This window comes from Microbulbifer mixtoriginis (SeqCode) (assembly GCF_052467705.1).
This window is the reverse complement of the sequence record NZ_CP174322.1, coordinates 3,608,933-3,626,014: the sequence shown is the minus strand read 5'-3', so window position 1 is coordinate 3,626,014 and position 17,082 is coordinate 3,608,933. Positions and strand designations below refer to the sequence as shown.

Genomic DNA, 17,082 nt, shown 5'->3' with positions numbered 1-17,082 from the left:
TTGTGGTGCCCGCAGTGTGGCTGGATATGGGAGTTGGGGATGACAGCGCATCAGGCGTCAACGAGTGACCGTGAGCTGGTGGAGCGGGTTCAAAAGGGAGATAAACGCGCTTTTGACCTGTTAGTACTCAAGTATCAACACAAAATTGTTGCTGTGGTCAGCAGATTTATCAAGGACCACAGTGAGGTACAGGATGTCACTCAGGAGGCTTTTATTAAGGCCTACAGGGCGCTCGCCAATTTCCGTGGCGACAGCGCTTTTTACACATGGATGTACCGGATTGCGATTAATACCGCTAAAAATCATTTGGTTTCCCGTAGCCGCAGGCCCCCGTCTTCCGATGTGGATCTTGAGGATGCCGAGTTTTACTCCGGCGCCGATCTGTTGCGGGATAACGAAACACCTGAGAATCAGATGTTTCGTGACCAGCTTGAATCTGCGGTGCATCGCGCCATTCGCGCACTGCCAGAGGATCTGCGCTCAGCGGTTACGCTGAGAGAGCTTGAGGGACTGAGCTATGAGGAGATCGCCGAGGTAATGGGATGCCCGGTAGGCACAGTGCGTTCGAGAATTTTTCGTGCACGGGAAGCTATTGACCGGACAGTCCAGGCCGTGATGGCCGGTGAGCCGGAAACACTGGGTGACCGGGGTTAAAATTGCGGAAAATTTTCCCAACTGGGGAAACCAACCGCCGAGAGCCCGGTCTTATCTCATACCAACTATGGTGCGTGTGGGCACCGAATAAATGATTGCACAAGAGGGTTAACCCCTATGTCCCACGGGAATCATCAGGAACGTCTCAACGAGTCGCTCTCGGCGCTTATGGATGGCGAAGTCAGCGAGTTGGAGTTGCAGCGGCTGTTAAAAGCCTCTTCGGCTTCTGAAGAGTTGGGTGAGCGCTGGTCACGCTACCAACTTGCGGCGAGTGTAATGCGCCGCGAACAGGTCGCCCCTGTGAACAGCAGTCTCGCTGCAAACATCTCTGCGGCAATTGATCTCGAAGAGCCCTTGTCGCAAACGGGGAGTGGTGGTGCCGTGGCGGCCAATGGGTTGATTAATAACCGTTGGTGGCGTCCGCTTTCACGCGGTGCGGTAGCGGCCACTGTAGCATTTGCTGCAATTCTTGGGGTTCAACAGATTACCGATACACAGCAGAGTCCTGTGCAGGGTCAGGGTGTGGAATTGATGGCAGAGGTTGAGCGCCCGGCACAGCCGGTAGTGCAATCTGCCCCGCAGCCGTCCGGTTTTTATGTGCCGGCACCATCTACCCGCTCAGTGAGCACAGCCACTCCGAGCTTTGTACCCGAGCAGCGCGGTGTGGTTGGCCAGCAGGTGATTCAGCAGGTGCCAACACCGGAGCTGATGCGCCATCTGAACCGCGTAATGATGCAACACTCAGAACAGGCCGCGCATGTCGGCAGCCAGGGCATGGTGCCTTTTGCCCGCGCGACCTACGGCGAACAAGTTGGTATGTAGCGTGACGAAAGCCGTTTTCAGGGGGAGTCTTATCCGTATTGGAATTCGCAGGGCCAGTAACCTCTTACTGGCCACCTCACTGCTGGCGCCACTGGTGATCGCCCAGGAGACAGTCAGCACCGATAATGCTATCCAACCCAGTGCGCCCAGTATCGTAAACCTCGATATGGCCAGCACCCAGGCGGCAGCTTCTGCTGCTGATGTGACAAACCCGAGCAGTGAACAGGATGCCCTGGCTACCGCCAACCCGGAACCTCCGGCTGTTGACCCCACAGTGCTCTCTGCGGAAGCTCTGACCAGTCCTGGTGCTGTGTCGGTAGCGGTTGCCGGTAATGAGGTAGAGCAGTGGTTGGCCAAGCTTGCCAAGGCGGTTGCCGAGCTGGAATACAGCGGGCTGGTCACCTTTGAGCACGCCGGCATGCTTGAAACCCTGCAGGTGGTACACGCGGTCCGCGACGGAGAACAAGTAGAGCGTGTGCGCTACCTCAGTGGCGAACCGCGAGAATTGATCAGCCACGGTAGCAGCAGCAATTGTGACTACGGTGTTTCGCCCAGTGCTCGGGCTACCCTATGGAATGCGGTGGGACAGCAACAAGTTCAGCGCGCCTACCAGTTTATTTTGCGTGGCGAGGAGCGTATTGCCGATCGCGATGCCGTAGTGATCGAGGCCAGGCCGCGGGATCGCTACCGGCTCGGGCTGGTGGTCAGCTTAGACCGGGAAACCGGCCTGCCCCTTAAAACTATGTTGGTGAGCACTCAGGGCCGAGTGTTGGAGCGCTACCAGTTTGTACAGCTAGACTTGTCGCCGGTAGAGGATGGTGCCCTGGAGGCGGTCTCCAATAATGCGCGACGGGTTGATAATCGAACTAGCTGCGAATCCTCCCAGAGTCGCTGGCAAGTGCGCTGGCTGCCGGAAGGTTTCAAGGTGGTATCGGTGAAACCCCTTTCCGATGGCGATATGATGGTCTTTAGTGATGGGCTAGGCGTATTTACCGTATTTGTGCAACGCCTTGGACCTGAGCTAAAGGATTTTAAAGGCAGAGCCATACGCGGTGCGACAGTGGCCTATATGGACCGAATGGAAGTCAATGGCGTCGCTTATACCGTTACTGTCGTTGGGGAAATCCCCGATGCCACGGCGCGCAGAGTAGCCAGTTCTATTGCTGAAAAAGGCTGAGTGCCGTGCTTGAAGAGCGCGGCCGTATTGTCGCCATAGAATCCGACGCTGTCTGGGTTGAAACAATCCAGCGCAGCGCCTGCAATGGTTGTGAGGCCAAGTCTGGCTGCGGCACTGGTCTACTTGGTGACTTTTTTTCTTCTTCCACGCGAGTGAGAGCAGTTCTTAACGGCTACCCGGCCGATAAAATTTCCCTGAATGATACCGCCGTAATCGGCATTGCTGAGAATGCCCTTACCAGCAGTACCCTGCTGGTTTATTTGTTACCACTGGTTTCCCTGGTGTTTGTCGCACTATTGGGGGACTATCTTTTCGCTGAGGCTGGCGCCGTTATAGGCGCGCTACTGGGCCTACTGGGCGGTGCTCTCGGCGTGCGCTGGTACAGTCGCCGCCAAGCTGCCAATCCCACTTATACCCCGGTGCTATTGCGCATAGAGCCCAGCAGCGGGCATTCATAACAGAACCTAAACTGATAACTCCAAGGTTTAATCGGAGTCTTTCCATGTTGGCCCGCTGCTATATAGAGCGCTGGCCCCTGCGCACGGCCTTTGTTATCTCCCGCGGAGCTCGCACTGAAGCAGAAGTCGTCGTTGTAGAGGTAAAGCTGGAAGGCCGCGTGGGTATTGGAGAGTGCACCCCTTATGCCCGCTATGGCGAAAGCCCTGAATCGGTTGTGCAGCAGCTGGAACCCTTGCTTTCCGAGCTGGCTGCCGGTTTGAAGCGAAGTGCTTTGGCGTCGCGATTGCCCGCTGGCGCCGCGCGCAATGCCCTCGACTGTGCGCTGGCTGACTGGGAGGCGAAGTACAATAATGTGCCCTTTGCCGGCCCCGATTCCCTGCCCACCGTACAGACTTTGGTGATCGACAGCCCGGAGGCCATGGCTATGGCCGCGGACAATGCGGTATCCCATGGAGTGCAAGTATTAAAGCTCAAGCTGGATGATCATCTGGTCTGTGAGCGGGTGGCGGCCGTACGTGCCGCTGCGCCCAGTGCCCAGTTGGTGATTGATGCCAATGAAGCCTGGCAGAGCATCACTCTGATCGAGCGCTGTCAGCAGTTGGCCGAGTTGGGGGTTGCCATGCTGGAGCAACCCTTGCCTGCGGACGACGATAAATTTCTCACCACATTTCCCCATCCACTTCCTATCTGTGCCGATGAGAGCTGCCATACCCGTGCTGACCTGCCGCGCCTGAAGGGGCGCTATGAGATGGTCAATATTAAGCTCGATAAGACCGGGGGGATTCGTGAGGCTGAGGCTCTGGCGAAGGAGGCATCCGCGCAGGGTTTTGAGCTGATGCTCGGTTGTATGTTGTGTACCTCGCGGGCAATACGTGCGGCTTGGCCTCTGGGGTCAAAGGCGCGCTACCTGGATTTGGATGGCCCTACCTGGCTGGCGAGAGATGCCGAGCCCCCACTGCGCTTTACTGCTGGCAGGGTTTATTGGTCGTAAGTAATCAGGTCGATCAGTATATCCAGATATTCTTCACTGGCTGCATCAGCGGAGATTGGTGGAAACTCCACGGTGATACAGGGCAGGGCGCGCTCGGCGCACCAGGTACCGAAAGAACCCGGTGTTTGGTAGCCTAGCTGTTCGACCAGTGGCAGCTGCATACCTTCGGCCAACCAGGCTCCCAGTGAAGTTTTGTCGGGGTCTTCCACGCAGCCCAGGGGTTCGTGGATAGATACCGTCCAAGGGGGCGCCAGTTTAGTAATCAACTGGGATAACGCGGAGGTTTCACTCTCAGAGGCGGGCCTGTTGCCGGTACCGAGTTGGACATCGCGGGCATCTGCTGTGCTATTCCAGCGGTAAACATTGCCGCCGCCGTCCCAGTTCTCTGTGGCAAAGTTGCGGTTCAGGTCTACGCCGTTTGCATTGCAGCGGGTACCCAACTGGCAACCATCGGGATTTACCGCCAGTATCACATGGTGTTTGAGCTGATTCGTCGCCAGTGAGCGCAGTGCACAAGAGAGTGCTACCACTGCTGCGACTTCATCGCCGTGGGTGCCGGCCATCACCAGGCCCGGTTTGTGGCCGGATTGAGCGGGAAAATAAAAAAGTGGTGCGCCCAGGGCGCTGTATCCGTACAGTTCTTTGGGGAGGTGGAATTGGCCTCGCTGTGGGCGTGGGCGCAGTTTGGACATCGCTGGCCTTTACACAGATTTACATTAGGCGGCAGAACTTTCGTGGCTATACAGCCACTAAATCGTTACTGAATGTCCCTAAAGGGGCTGGAGCCATTCCGTCGAGGCATGCCCTGGAAGGGATTCAAATTCCAATGGTTTCATATTAGAAGGGAACACTAGGGGTAACAAACCTATGGTTAAACGCTGTACACAATATCTCTTGGTACTCTGTCTCTTGGCTTCCGGCGCTGCTAGTGCGCGCGGACTGCCAGAACTTACCGAATTGATAGAGGAAAACTCTCCTGCGGTGGTTAAGATCAACACGGTGGATCGCAGCCGAGTGGCTCGCGGCAACAGTTCGCCGCAGTATCAGCAGGAAATCCCCGATATTTTCCGTCACCTGATCGAGCCACGCCGTCGTCAGCGTCCAGTGGCCAGCATGGGCTCAGGTTTCATCATTTCTGAAGATGGTTATATCGTGACCAACAACCATGTGGTCGATGGTGCAGATGAGGTGAGAGTTACGCTAACCGATCGCCGCGAATACGAGGCGAAGGTGATAGGCACCGATGAGCGCTCGGATCTTGCCCTGCTCAAGATCGAAGCCGATGACCTGTCGGCAGTGCGCTGGGGGGACTCAGAGGAGCTGCAGGTGGGTGAATGGGTGGTCGCGATCGGCTCGCCATTCGGCCTCGACTACTCCGCCAGTGCCGGTATCGTGAGTGCTATGGGGCGCAGTATTCCCAATGAGAGTCGTGAAAACTATGTGCCATTCATTCAGACCGATGTAGCCATCAACCCTGGTAACTCCGGTGGGCCGTTGTTTAATCTCGATGGGCGGGTAGTGGGGATCAATTCCCAGATTTATACCCGTAGCGGCGGATCCATAGGCCTGTCTTTCGCTATCCCAGCGAGCCTGGCCCAGGATGTGGTTGCCCAGTTGAAAGAGAAGGGTCGTGTGGATCGCGGCTGGCTCGGCGTTGGTATCCGCAATGTGGACCGTGATATGGCTGAAGCCATGGGGCTCGGTAAACCTTCTGGTGCGCTAGTGGAGCAGGTGAGTCCAGGTACTCCTGCGGCTGAGGCCGGTATTAAACCTGGAGATGTAATTATCCGTTTTGATGGTCGCAAGATTGGTGTACATGGAGATCTGCCACATGTAGTCGGTCAGGTTCGCCCCGGCACCGAGGTTCCCGTGGAGCTGATGCGCAAGGGCAGAACCGAAAAGCTACAAGTGGTTGTCGGTTCTCTTCCGGGTTCTGATGAAGAACGCAGCCAGGCGTCCAATCAGCCGGCATCCAGACTGGGTGGCCCCCTCGGTGTGGTTGTCGAGGAAATCCCGGAGGGTATGAAGCAGCGTTGGAATGTAGATACTGGCGTGCTTGTACGCCAGGTTATTCCCGGTAAGCCAGGTGCAAAGGCGGGTCTGCGTAGCGGTGATATCATCGCCCAGCTGGGCTTTGAGGAAGTGACTGATATCAGCGACTACGAAACGGTGGTCGATGACCTCCCCAAAGATGAGCTGTTGCCGATCCGCTTTTTCCGAGCTGGCCAGTCAACTTTCCGCACAATTAAGATCGAAAGCTAAGTACAAGAGGCAAATGGTGGCCCATTGGGTCACCTGCCTCTCACCTCTGCTCGGGAGTTCTGTTAGACTTGCGCCACACAGCTGGCAGCTCCGCCAGCTAATCATTTGATTTTTCAAGGGTTTTTATTCCGCAGTGGCCACAGATCTCTCACATATCCGCAATTTCTCCATTATTGCCCATATCGACCACGGGAAATCTACCCTGGCGGACCGCTTTATTCAGGATTGCGGTGGGCTCTCAGACCGCGAAATGGAAGCTCAGGTGCTCGACAGCATGGAGTTGGAGCGCGAGCGCGGTATTACCATCAAGGCGCAGAGTGTAACGCTCGACTACAAAGCGCGGGATGGTAAGACCTACCAGTTGAACTTTATCGATACCCCGGGACACGTGGACTTCTCCTACGAGGTATCCCGCTCCCTGGCAGCCTGTGAAGGGGCGCTGTTGGTAGTGGATGCCGCACAAGGTGTCGAGGCCCAGTCAGTGGCCAACTGTTATACAGCGATTGAGCAGGGCCTGGAAGTTATCCCGGTACTAAACAAGATGGACCTGCCCCAAGCGGATCCGGATAAAGTCGCTGAGGAAATTGAGGAAATCATCGGCATTGATGCTGCCGATGCGACCCGTTGCAGCGCCAAGTCCGGTCTGGGTGTAGAGGATGTCCTTGAGGATCTGGTGCGTCAGGTTCCACCACCCGAGGGTGATGTGGATGCGCCGCTACAGGCCCTGATCATCGACTCCTGGTTCGATAGCTATTTGGGCGTTGTGTCCCTGGTACGAGTAGTACAGGGCACCCTGAAAACCAAAGACAAGATTGTCACCAAGTCGATTGGTCGCCCCCATGTGGTGGATAACGTCGGTATCTTTACCCCCAAGCGCAAAGAAACTGGTGTGCTGCGTGCCGGTGAAGTGGGTTTTGTTGTGGCTGGCATCAAGGATATCCATGGCGCGCCAGTGGGCGATACCCTGACCCACGCTAAGGGTGCCGATGAAATCGAAATGCTGCCGGGCTTCCAGAAGGTCAAACCACAGGTTTACGCGGGTTTGTTCCCGGTTAGCTCCGACGATTACGAAGGCTTCCGCGATGCGCTGGAGAAGCTTTCTCTTAACGATGCCTCTTTGTTCTATGAGCCTGAGACCTCTGATGCGCTCGGCTTTGGTTTCCGCTGCGGCTTCCTCGGTATGCTGCACATGGAGATTATCCAGGAGCGTTTGGAGCGCGAGTATGATCTCGACTTGATCACCACCGCGCCAACTGTGGTGTATGAGGTTGAGCAGACCGACGGCGAAGTGGTGATGGTGGATAACCCATCGCGCCTGCCGGATGTGGGTAACATTGAGGAGATGCGTGAGCCTATTGCCGAGGTGAATATCCTGGTACCGCAGGAATATCTGGGCAACGTGATTACTCTCTGCGTGGAGAAGCGCGGTATTCAGAAAGATATGCAGTACGTGGGTTCCCAGGTATCCCTGCGCTATGAGCTACCCATGAGTGAAGTGGTGATGGATTTCTTCGACCGCCTCAAGTCGGTGAGCCGTGGCTTTGCTTCCCTGGATTACAGCTTTGTGCGCTTCGAAGCGGCAAAACTGGTGCGTCTGGATATCCTCATTAACGGGGATCGAGTCGATGCCCTGGCGCTGATCGTGCACCGTGAGAATGCCCAGCAGAAGGGGCGTGCCATGGCGGAAAAAATGAAAGAATTGATTCCCCGGCAGATGTTCGATGTGGCAATTCAGGCGGCTATTGGTGGCCAAGTGGTGGCCCGTACCACCGTAAAGGCTCTGCGCAAGAATGTGACTGCAAAATGTTATGGTGGCGATGTCACCCGTAAGAAAAAACTGCTTGAAAAGCAGAAAGCGGGTAAGCGCCGTATGAAACAGCTCGGTCGAGTGGAAGTGCCACAAGAGGCCTTCCTGGCCGTGCTGAAGGTGGATCAATAGCGGCTAGGTCCGCTATTGGCTTCAAGGAAAATAGAGATACATAATGGATATTAATTTACCTCTGATTCTGCTCTGGTTAGTCGTTATCAGTGGCGGTATCTGGCTGGTAGACAGCCTGTTTTTTGCCCGTCGCCGCAAAAAAGAAGGTGGGGGCAAGCAAGAGGATCCAGTGGTTGTGGAGTACGCAAAGTCGTTCTTCCCAATCCTGGCAATCGTTTTTGTGTTGCGCTCTTTTATTGTCGAGCCTTTCCAGATTCCCTCTGGTTCCATGATCCCAACCCTTCAGGTTGGTGATTTTATTCTGGTCAATAAGTATGAGTACGGCTTGCGCCTGCCGGTCTCCCGTAAAAAAGTAGTAGATATCGGCGAACCTCAGCGCGGCGACGTGATGGTGTTTTTCCCACCGCACATGAATGATACCTACTTTATCAAGCGGGTTATTGGCCTTCCCGGTGACAAAATTGAGCTGAAAAACAATGTGCTCTATGTCAACGGTGAGCTGGCACCGCAGGAGCTGATTCAGGCGATGCCCCCGGTAAATCCGAGACAGGAAATATTGTGGGAAAATCTCTATGGCAAGCGCCATTTAATGCAAAAAAATATCCCTGCCAGTCAGTACGGTAACTTTAGTGGTGTAGTTCCGGAAGGCCATTACTTTATGATGGGCGACAACCGCGATAACAGCCTCGACAGCCGTGCATGGGGCTTTGTCCCTGAGCGTGACGTAGTGGGTAAAGCCTTTGCTATTTGGATGCACTGGGACAACTGGCTCAGTTTGCCCAGCTTTAAACGTGTAGGCTCTATCCAATAACGAAAATGGCCGGCGTTGTGCCGGCGATATGGATTGAGGGCAAAGGTAATGAGTAGTGTTATCCGGGTTTCACTAAAGCGTCAGCGCGGCATGAGTTACTGGGGTTGGTTGTTGGTTATTGCGGTGTTGGGCTTTGCCCTTACCTGTGTTTCTAAAATGGCCCCAGCCTACGTGGATGCGCGCTATGTGAGTGAGGCCCTGAGAACTCTGGGTGAGAACCCGGAGCTGGAAAATATGTCGACCGGCCAGATCAAGAAAGAGCTGGGCCGTTTCTTTCTGATCAATAATGTGCGCGGAGAGCCCACTAAAGCATTGCAGGTGGTGCGTGGGGCGAAAAGTACTGTGGTCAGTATTAATTACGAGTTGCGCCAGCCGCTGATTTATAACGTGGATGTCGTGATGAAATTTAACAAACAGCTCAATACGGCCAAGCCTGAGCTTTGTTGTGATCCTTTGATAGATCTGGAGCAATTCCGCAAACGTGACTGACCTTTTACTGGAGCGCCTCTGCCAGCGCCTTGGCCACAAATTTGAACAAAGCACTCTTTTGGAGTTGGCGCTTACACACCGATCCCACGGCAGCCGTAACAACGAGCGTTTGGAATTTCTCGGCGATTCCATTCTCGGCTTTACTATTGGTGCCGCACTCTATGAGCAATTTCCCCAGGGCCGCGAGGGCCAGCTGAGCCGTTTGCGCGCGCAACTGGTCAGTGGTGAAACCCTAGCTAAGCTGGCGCGAGAGCTGGATATTGGCGACTGCTTACGCCTGGGCGAGGGTGAGATGAAAAGCGGCGGCTTTCGCCGCGCCTCTATCCTGGCTGATGCGGTGGAGGCCCTGATCGGTGCCATCTACCTTGATGCCGGTCTGGAGGCAGCGCGCGCTAGAGTGCTGGCATGGTTTGCACCACGGCTACAGGAGTTGTCACTGGAGACGGTGAAAGACCCCAAAACCCGCTTGCAGGAATGGCTCCAGGCCCGTAAAAAGCCTCTGCCTGAGTATTCAGTCGTGGATGTGTCCGGTGCTGAGCACGCCCAGCACTTTATCGTAGAATGCCGGGTTAGTGGTTTGGCCCAGCCGGTTCGCGGCGAGGCCAATAGTCGCCGCGCCGCAGAGAAAACTGCCGCGGTAGAGGCTTATAAGCGCCTCACTGGGCAGGACTAACCTTACAATTAGAGCGCAGCGGTTTATCGCCCGGCTCGGACAGATAGCCCCTGTGTGCGGGGGCGAGCAGAGCCCGGTTTCGCTGGGCACTTCAACCCTTTCGGAGAAACTTCTTGAGCGAACAACCCTCTCGCTGCGGCTATGTAGCGATCGTCGGCCGCCCCAATGTGGGAAAGTCCACGCTGCTTAACCATTTGCTGGGCCAGAAGCTGGCGATTACTTCACGCAAGCCCCAGACAACCCGCCACAACATGCTCGGTATTAAAACCGATGGCCCCAATCAGATTATTTTTGTGGACACACCCGGCCTGCATTCGGATCAGGAAAAGGCCATCAACCGCTATATGAACCGTGCGGCTTCCAGTGCAGCTCGGGATGTAGATGTGGTGGTGTTTGTCGTGGAGCGCACCCGCTGGAGTGAGGGAGACCAGCTGGTGGCCGATAAGTTACGCGGTCTCAAGTGTCCGCTGATTATCGCCGTCAATAAAGTCGATCAGCTGGAGGATAAGAGTGATCTGCTGCCTCAGCTGCAGGCTTTGGCGGAACAGCACCCTAAGGCTGAAATTGTGCCGATCTCGGCACTGCGCAACGTCAACCTTGATTCCTTAGAAGAGGTAATCCTCAAGCATTTGCCAGAGGGGCAACACTTCTTCCCAGAGGATCAAGTTACTGATCGCAGTTCACGCTTCCTCGCCGCAGAGATTGTGCGTGAAAAAATTATGCGTCAGCTGGGAGCGGAAGTGCCCTACCAGGTCACTGTTGAGGTTGAGGAGTTCAAACAGGAAGGGAAGATTCTGCATATTAGCGCAGCGATCCTGGTGGAGAGATCGGGGCAGAAGCGTATTATCATCGGCAACAAGGGTGAACGTATCAAGCAGATTGGCAGTCAGGCTCGTGAAGATATGGAGCGCCTGTTCGATAGCAAGATAATGCTGAATTTGTGGGTTAAGGTGAAGTCCGGCTGGTCTGATGACGAGCGTGCCCTACGCAGTCTCGGCTATCGAGACGAGTAACTCTCTTCCCCTGACTCGTCCGCCATGAAGACACCACCGCCGGCGCAGCCGGCGTACATTCTCCACTCCCGGCCCTATCGCGACTCCAGCCTGATTCTTGAGTTATTCACTCCAAACCATGGCCGTATTGGTTGTGTTGCCCGCGGTGCGCGGAGGGACAAGCAGCGGCGCCAGCAGGCGCTGCAACCTTTTACGCCTCTATTAGTTACTCTGCTCGGTGCTGGATCCCTGAAAACCCTCGGGCCCGTGGAGAATGTTGGAGTTCCACTCTGGCTTAAGGGACGTGCTGTCTATGGCGGGCTCTACGCCAATGAGTTGATGGTGCGCTTGCTACCGGAGGGCGAGGCGCACATAGGTCTGTTTGCCACCTATCAGCGTCTATTGCAGGAGCTATCAGATCTGGGCGGTACGGACAGTGCAGAGTTGGAAGGACCACTGCGCAGTTTCGAATTACAGCTGCTCGCGGAGTTGGGTAGTTGCCCACCGTTGGATTATTGTGTGCAGAGTCAGGGCGTTGTGAGTGAGGCCGGCAGCTACAGGTTGGAATTGGAGGTGGGCTTTGTGCCGGTGCACAGGCAGGGTGCCACTGCTCTGCGTGAGCGGGAGTTTTTTGGTTCAGAGCTGCTGGGGATACTGCGGGCTAAAGAGTCTGGCAAGTGGCCGGCAGAAGTATTGGGCCCGGCAAAGCGTTTAACCCGTATTTTGTTGCGCACATTACTGGGGGAGAAGCCCTTGCAGAGCCGCGAGTTATTTAAACAGGTTTACGGGAAATGATTGTTAGCATCGGTACCGACATTTGCAATTACAGCCGTATCGAGTCAGTTTGGCGCCGCCATGGTGATCGTTTCGTGGAGCGTATATTGAGTGGTGGCGAACGCTGTGATTTTGCCGATCTTGCCGAGGCCAATAGAGCGGCCTATTTGTGCAAGCGCTTTGCAGCTAAAGAAGCGGTGGGTAAAGCCCTAGGTACTGGTATTGGAGAAGGTGTTTCCTGGCAGGATATTGAAGTGCGCCGGCGCCAGGGTGCAGCTCCGCAGGTGCTGCTGCGGGGTGGAGCGCAGAGGCGGGCTCAGGCGATGGGAGTGGAGGTGATACACCTCTCCCTTTCCGATGAAAAGGACGCAGCTCTAGCGTTCGTGATTTTTGAAGCTCGCAGTTAGGCCGGAGCATCTCCCCGGCCTTTATTTATTGCGAGTTAGGCAACCTCCAACCCAAACAGTGTGTCGAGATCCTGCTCGGAGGCCCATTCTCGCAGGGCGCGAATTTCCCTGAGTGCTCTATCCAATTTGCGGCGGTCGAGCTGGGGATTCTCCTGATTTTGCTGGATACGTAACTCCTCCTGTAACACACAAGTGGCCTCTCGTAGGCGTGATACGCCACAATAACAGCAGCCGCCGTGCATGCGGTGGGTCAACTCAAACATGCCTTTTATGTCGCCTAGACCCTGTAGTCGCTCAAGTTCCCGTTCATCTGTTATCAACCCATCCACGAGCATTTGCAGCATATCCCTGGCCAGTTTTGCATCGCCATTTGCCAGGTTTAGGCTCTCGCCGATATCCACCAGGCGCATCTGGTTTGGGCTCAATTTTTCTACCACTTGTGGAGTGATAATTTTTAGCCAGCGTTTGATCATATGGGACAACTGGGCTTCGCTCACTGGTTTGCTCAGGTAGTCGTCTAGCCCTGCGGACAGTAGCCTCGCCTTCTCCTCGGCTCCCACATGGGCAGTGAGTGCAATAATGGGCGTGCGGCGGCCGGTCTCTCGTTCGCGGATGCAGCGGGTGACTTCAATACCGTCCATACCGGGCATCTGGATATCCATAAAGACCAGGTCGAAAGTGCTTTGCTGCCAATGTAGTAAGGCTTCCTCACCACTGGCGGCGATCACCACCTCTACACCCTGGGCGCGCAGTAACTCGCCGACCAGGCGCCGGTTAGCGGCGTGGTCATCCACGGCCAGGACACGCGGTGGCGCGGGCCAGGGGAGGGCGGGTACGGCACCATTACTGGGGCGAGGCTGGCTCTGTTGGGGGACAGCTCTTTTCAGTGCGCGAAGCAGGTTCTCGCGGGTTACCGGCTTGCCAAGGAAAGTTAAGGTGCGGGTGCGCAGCTGCTCATAGCAGCGGCGCAGCTCTGCTGGGGCACCGAGTACGATTACCCGGCATTGATAGGCATCGACCAGGGACTGTACCTTCATGCTGAAGCTGTCGAAGTCTCCCTTGGCGATGGCGGTATCGATAATCACCGCATCTGGCAGCGCATCGTGCCGCCACATTTGTTCAATTGCTGGCTGCAGAGTATCGGTATCGGCAAGTTCAATGGGTTCAACCTGCCACTGTTTAAGCAGTTGAGCAACCTGGGAGCGGGTCAATTCGTTGGGGTCGGCAATCAGTATGCGGCAGTCTGGGAAAAGCACCCGTGGCGGGATGCCGCGGTTGCGTTCCGGTACCAGGGTCAGTTCCACCCAGCAGGTGCTGGCACCATTTGCAGCTACTTCCATACCCGTGCAACCGCGCATGCGCTCGACGAGGCTGCGAGCGATAGAGATTCCGAGCCCGTTGGCGCTGATCTGCTGCGAATGTTGTGGTGTTTTGGCGTTGAGAATTTGTTCCAGCTCGCGGCGACCGGGCTCATCAATGCGATTTCCCAAGTCGGTAACACTGATTCGCAATACCAGTTCAGAGTCCTTATTGCTCTGTACAGTGAGGCGTACCGGGATATTACCATTCTCGGAACTACGCACGGCGTTACCGAGCAAGTTGGTAAATATTTGCTTTGTACGTAGAGGATCGCCCACTAGGGTGACAGGCAATTGTGGGTCAATCAGTGGCACCAGTTCCAGGTGATGCTCATAGGCATAAGGGGCAAGGATTTGCAGGGTCTCCTCAAGCAGCTGCCCCAGGTCCATAGGGATATGGTCGAGCACCAAATTGCCGGACTCGATTCGAGAAAAATCCAGAATATCGTTAATTGTGGTGAGCAGGTTTTCTGAGGAGCGCAGAATGGTTTGCAGGTAGTCCTGTTGTAGCTCATCGATCTCGGTTTTAAGCAATAAATTAGTAAACCCGATAATGCCGTTTAATGGTGTGCGGATTTCATGGCTGGTATTGGCAAGGAAGGTCGACTTGATACGGCTCGCCTCCTGGGCCCTTTTGCGTGCCAGGTCCAACTCGATATTTTGCTCTTCCATACTGTCGAGAGACTGACGTAGATCGTCCATGCTCTGCAGCATGTTCGATTTATAGTCCCGCTGGTAATTGGCAAGACTTTCACCCATCTCGTTAATCTGATCGGCCAGTTGTGCGAGTTCGCGGTTCTCTATCTCGTGAATGCGGCGGTCAAACTCACCGCGCCCCATGGCTTGTAACACCTGTCCCATACGTACCAGGCTGTGAGCAAAACGCTCAGATAAAATCACCGACCAAGCTAGGGCGGCCAAGGTGCAAATAATTAAGCCCACCAAGCCCACGAGTAATACTTGGTAGGTGCCCACAAGAAAATAGGGCCGGTGTAGCTCGATACTAATCCAGCAGGTGGTGATGTCCCCCTTTAATGGCTGTAATACCTGTAGGGTTTCATCATCTTCAAAAATAAAAGCTTCGCGCTGATTGAGTTGGTGGTTTGTAAGCGGGGTGCGTGGTCGTGGGCCCACACTGGCCAGAAGCCCCAGCCCAGTGGATCTATCCAGTGAGATTTTTTTACTTTCCTCAGTGGAATAAATATGCACCGAGCGCACCATGTCCTTTTCCAACATCAGTGCCAGAAGGCTCTTGCGTAACCATTCCATACGCAGATCGAAAGGGTGGCCGCCACTCATTTCAATTAACTCGGCCAGTTGCTCGGCACTTGCCCGTCCGTGGCTGAGTAAGAGCTGACGGCGATCATGCATTTGTTGCAGTGTGAACACCAGGGCCAGAGTCATGGCCAAAATCAGCGCTGGCGCAACCGTGAAGCGAAACATAGTTGAACGCAACGAGCGGAGCTCTGAAGGAGCCGGCATGGAAGGGTCGGTATTATTTGGGGCCATGAGAAATCAAGGGTCTTGTGCGATTATTTTTTCCCCATTTTACCCCTATGCGAGAGGAGGCGCACTCCTATACGGGCTGCTCTGGGTAAATGTTTTCTGCTTTGCGATTTTTTGATATTTGTAATAACTCGACTATATAGTCCACCAAAATAGTCGGTATTTAGCCCGAGAGGGAGCATCGGGTACACTGTGCGGCCGCAATATGTCTGGACTCAAGGTACTATGGATTACCCAACGATTGCTGACTGCGTAGGTAATACGCCACTGATCAAGCTGCAACGCCTCCCCGGTGATACCAGCAATACGATTTTGCTCAAGCTGGAAGGCAATAATCCGGCTGGTTCGGTAAAAGATCGCCCGGCTCTATCAATGATCAACCACGCCGAGGCAAGAGGGCAGATTAAACCAGGGGATACCTTGATAGAAGCTACCAGCGGCAATACGGGTATCGCACTGGCAATGGCAGCTGCCATTAAAGGTTATCGTATGATCCTGATTATGCCGGACAGTGCTACCGCAGAACGTAAGGCCTCTATGACTGCATACGGTGCCGAGCTGATTTTGGTCAGTGCGGAGGAGGGAATGGAAGGTGCTCGGGATCTAGCTCTTCAAATGCAGACCGAAGGTCGTGGCCTTGTGCTCAATCAGTTTGCCAATACGGATAACCCTCTGGCCCATTACGAGGGTACCGGACCCGAAATTTGGCAGCAGACCGCTGGGGAAATTACTCATTTTGTCTCTTCTATGGGGACCACAGGTACCATAATGGGCTGCGGCCGCTTTCTGAAAGAGCAGAAGCCGGAGGTTCAGATTGTGGGTCTGCAGCCAACCGATGGTTCCAGTATTCCCGGTATTCGCCGATGGCCACAGGCTTACCTACCAAAAATTTTTGTCCCGGAGGAAGTGGATCTCGTTATCGATATGGATCAGCGAGAAGCGGAGGAAATGACACGTAGGCTGGCGCGTGAAGAGGGCATCTTCTGTGGTGTTTCTTCCGGCGGAGCGGTTGCCGGAGCACTGCGCCTTTCCAGCCAAGTGGAGAATGCCATAATTGTGGCAATCATCTGTGACCGCGGTGATCGCTATTTATCCTCGGGATTGTTCAATCAGTAAGGCTGGGAAAAAAGGCACAGTCGGGTGTGCAGATTTTTTGTTGCCCCCGACTTTAGTGTGAATTTTTATATGCCTACTAATCTATCTGCGTATATTTGATATTTTCTCTCTCCGACTTTTATTTTTTTGATGCTCTGATTTTAAGCGTGTCCTCAGTTTAAGATTGTCAGTGCGTAGATTGTTTTATTAAAACAAAGACTATTACTTAGCTATGGTCAGCAGGTGAGGGCTTAAAACTCTCTTTATGTGGCTAATGAATAGGCTTTCACTAAAAAGGCTGTAATAGAAGCTGATTTTCTCAGTTTTCCAGTGTCACCGCAGAGATGTCGAAAATGAGCGGGTCTCTTTGTAAAAGCCCTTCAACCCGGCATGCCTTCCTTTAGTCGCATTCTCCTTGGTAAAAATTCTCACTACTCAATGTGATTGACCAATTGGTGTTATCGTTTGCAGTTTCCAGTATCAAGCCATATCCACTGGGGTGAGTTATCGCTAAATTTCACGCAGCTTGTTGAAAACATAAAGAAAATCGTGGACTTTAGTCTGACCAAACCTATGATAGAAGCGTCCCTAATTTGGGAAGTTATTCTTTTTGCTTGGTTTTGCCATCATGCAAGCCACTGAGCAATGCTAGTAAGCTTACAAATTCCTGTTT

General features: G+C 54.3%; 16 protein-coding genes. 14 read left to right on the top strand and 2 right to left on the bottom strand.

All coding sequences use genetic code 11. From position 1 onward, the window contains the following. The first annotated feature begins 39 nt into the window (after window positions 1–39). From rpoE to ycjG, 5 genes are all read left to right on the top strand, one after another. Window positions 40–654 carry an RNA polymerase sigma factor RpoE gene (gene rpoE, locus ACJJIB_RS15830; RefSeq protein WP_226647383.1) on the top strand — a complete coding sequence of 205 codons (615 nt, stop codon included), beginning with the start codon at window positions 40–42 and terminating at the stop codon, window positions 652–654. Between the two features lie 117 nt (window positions 655–771). Next, window positions 772–1,476, top strand: coding sequence for a sigma-E factor negative regulatory protein (locus tag ACJJIB_RS15825; protein WP_252082571.1), 705 nt, complete (start codon window positions 772–774; stop codon window positions 1,474–1,476). Between the two features lies 1 nt (window position 1,477). Continuing rightward, window positions 1,478–2,653, top strand: a complete 1,176-nt coding sequence (locus tag ACJJIB_RS15820) for a MucB/RseB family sigma factor regulatory protein (protein WP_444886802.1) — start codon at window positions 1,478–1,480, stop codon at window positions 2,651–2,653. Window positions 2,654–2,658: 5 nt separating this feature from the next. Further along, on the top strand, window positions 2,659–3,111 hold the full coding sequence (locus tag ACJJIB_RS15815) for a SoxR reducing system RseC family protein (RefSeq protein ID WP_444886801.1): 453 nt from the start codon (window positions 2,659–2,661) through the stop codon (window positions 3,109–3,111). A 44-nt stretch (window positions 3,112–3,155) separates the two neighbouring features. After that, window positions 3,156–4,103, top strand: coding sequence for an L-Ala-D/L-Glu epimerase (gene ycjG / locus ACJJIB_RS15810; protein WP_444886800.1), 948 nt, complete (start codon window positions 3,156–3,158; stop codon window positions 4,101–4,103). Here ycjG and mpaA read toward each other — a convergent pair. Beyond that, complete coding sequence (gene mpaA / locus ACJJIB_RS15805; RefSeq protein ID WP_444886799.1) at window positions 4,091–4,795, bottom strand: murein tripeptide amidase MpaA; 705 nt, start codon at window positions 4,793–4,795, stop codon at window positions 4,091–4,093. The genes ycjG and mpaA overlap by 13 nt on opposite strands. 175 nt (window positions 4,796–4,970) lie before the next feature. On the opposite strand from mpaA, the gene ACJJIB_RS15800 reads away from it, so the two are divergent. The 8 genes from ACJJIB_RS15800 (at window position 4,971) to acpS (ending at window position 12,450) form a co-directional block, all read left to right on the top strand. Continuing rightward, complete coding sequence (locus ACJJIB_RS15800; RefSeq protein ID WP_444886798.1) at window positions 4,971–6,365, top strand: Do family serine endopeptidase; 1,395 nt, start codon at window positions 4,971–4,973, stop codon at window positions 6,363–6,365. Window positions 6,366–6,498: 133 nt separating this feature from the next. Then, entirely contained in the window at window positions 6,499–8,304 is a 1,806-nt protein-coding gene (lepA, locus tag ACJJIB_RS15795) for a translation elongation factor 4 (protein WP_252082557.1), read from the top strand. A 43-nt stretch (window positions 8,305–8,347) separates the two neighbouring features. Further along, the gene (lepB, locus tag ACJJIB_RS15790; protein ID WP_252082555.1) at window positions 8,348–9,115 is read left to right on the top strand and encodes a signal peptidase I; all 768 of its coding nucleotides are present in this window, start codon (window positions 8,348–8,350) and stop codon (window positions 9,113–9,115) included. 48 nt (window positions 9,116–9,163) lie between these two features. After that, window positions 9,164–9,604, top strand: a complete 441-nt coding sequence (locus ACJJIB_RS15785) for a DUF4845 domain-containing protein (RefSeq protein WP_252082554.1) — start codon at window positions 9,164–9,166, stop codon at window positions 9,602–9,604. Next, entirely contained in the window at window positions 9,597–10,277 is a 681-nt protein-coding gene (rnc, locus tag ACJJIB_RS15780; protein WP_252082551.1) for a ribonuclease III, read from the top strand. The genes ACJJIB_RS15785 and rnc overlap by 8 nt, the downstream gene beginning before the upstream one ends. 113 nt (window positions 10,278–10,390) lie before the next feature. Next, on the top strand, window positions 10,391–11,290 hold the full coding sequence (gene era, locus ACJJIB_RS15775) for a GTPase Era (RefSeq protein WP_444884224.1): 900 nt from the start codon (window positions 10,391–10,393) through the stop codon (window positions 11,288–11,290). A gap of 24 nt (window positions 11,291–11,314) precedes the next feature. Beyond that, window positions 11,315–12,064, top strand: a complete 750-nt coding sequence (recO, locus tag ACJJIB_RS15770) for a DNA repair protein RecO (protein WP_444886797.1) — start codon at window positions 11,315–11,317, stop codon at window positions 12,062–12,064. Continuing rightward, on the top strand, window positions 12,061–12,450 hold the full coding sequence (gene acpS / locus ACJJIB_RS15765) for a holo-ACP synthase (protein WP_252082544.1): 390 nt from the start codon (window positions 12,061–12,063) through the stop codon (window positions 12,448–12,450). Before recO ends, acpS begins: the two co-directional genes overlap by 4 nt. A gap of 35 nt (window positions 12,451–12,485) precedes the next feature. Here the strand turns inward: acpS and ACJJIB_RS15760 are convergent, their stop codons facing one another. Continuing rightward, window positions 12,486–15,251 (bottom strand): response regulator, encoded by a 2,766-nt coding sequence (locus ACJJIB_RS15760; protein ID WP_444886796.1) that lies wholly within the window; start codon window positions 15,249–15,251, stop codon window positions 12,486–12,488. Window positions 15,252–15,539: 288 nt separating this feature from the next. Between ACJJIB_RS15760 and cysM the strand changes: the two genes are divergently transcribed. After that, complete coding sequence (gene cysM, locus ACJJIB_RS15755) at window positions 15,540–16,430, top strand: cysteine synthase CysM (RefSeq protein ID WP_444886795.1); 891 nt, start codon at window positions 15,540–15,542, stop codon at window positions 16,428–16,430. Window positions 16,431–17,082 lie beyond the last annotated feature (652 nt).

Coding starts and splice junctions, on each gene's coding strand:
- rpoE (WP_226647383.1), top strand. CDS start 40: ATGACAGCGCATCAGGCGTCAACGAGTGACCGTGAGCTGGTGGAGCGG.
- ACJJIB_RS15825 (WP_252082571.1), top strand. CDS start 772: ATGTCCCACGGGAATCATCAGGAACGTCTCAACGAGTCGCTCTCGGCG.
- ycjG (WP_444886800.1), top strand. CDS start 3,156: ATGTTGGCCCGCTGCTATATAGAGCGCTGGCCCCTGCGCACGGCCTTT.
- mpaA (WP_444886799.1), bottom strand. CDS start 4,795: ATGTCCAAACTGCGCCCACGCCCACAGCGAGGCCAATTCCACCTCCCC.
- ACJJIB_RS15800 (WP_444886798.1), top strand. CDS start 4,971: ATGGTTAAACGCTGTACACAATATCTCTTGGTACTCTGTCTCTTGGCT.
- lepB (WP_252082555.1), top strand. CDS start 8,348: ATGGATATTAATTTACCTCTGATTCTGCTCTGGTTAGTCGTTATCAGT.
- ACJJIB_RS15785 (WP_252082554.1), top strand. CDS start 9,164: ATGAGTAGTGTTATCCGGGTTTCACTAAAGCGTCAGCGCGGCATGAGT.
- recO (WP_444886797.1), top strand. CDS start 11,315: ATGAAGACACCACCGCCGGCGCAGCCGGCGTACATTCTCCACTCCCGG.
- acpS (WP_252082544.1), top strand. CDS start 12,061: ATGATTGTTAGCATCGGTACCGACATTTGCAATTACAGCCGTATCGAG.
- ACJJIB_RS15760 (WP_444886796.1), bottom strand. CDS start 15,251: ATGTTTCGCTTCACGGTTGCGCCAGCGCTGATTTTGGCCATGACTCTG.
- cysM (WP_444886795.1), top strand. CDS start 15,540: ATGGATTACCCAACGATTGCTGACTGCGTAGGTAATACGCCACTGATC.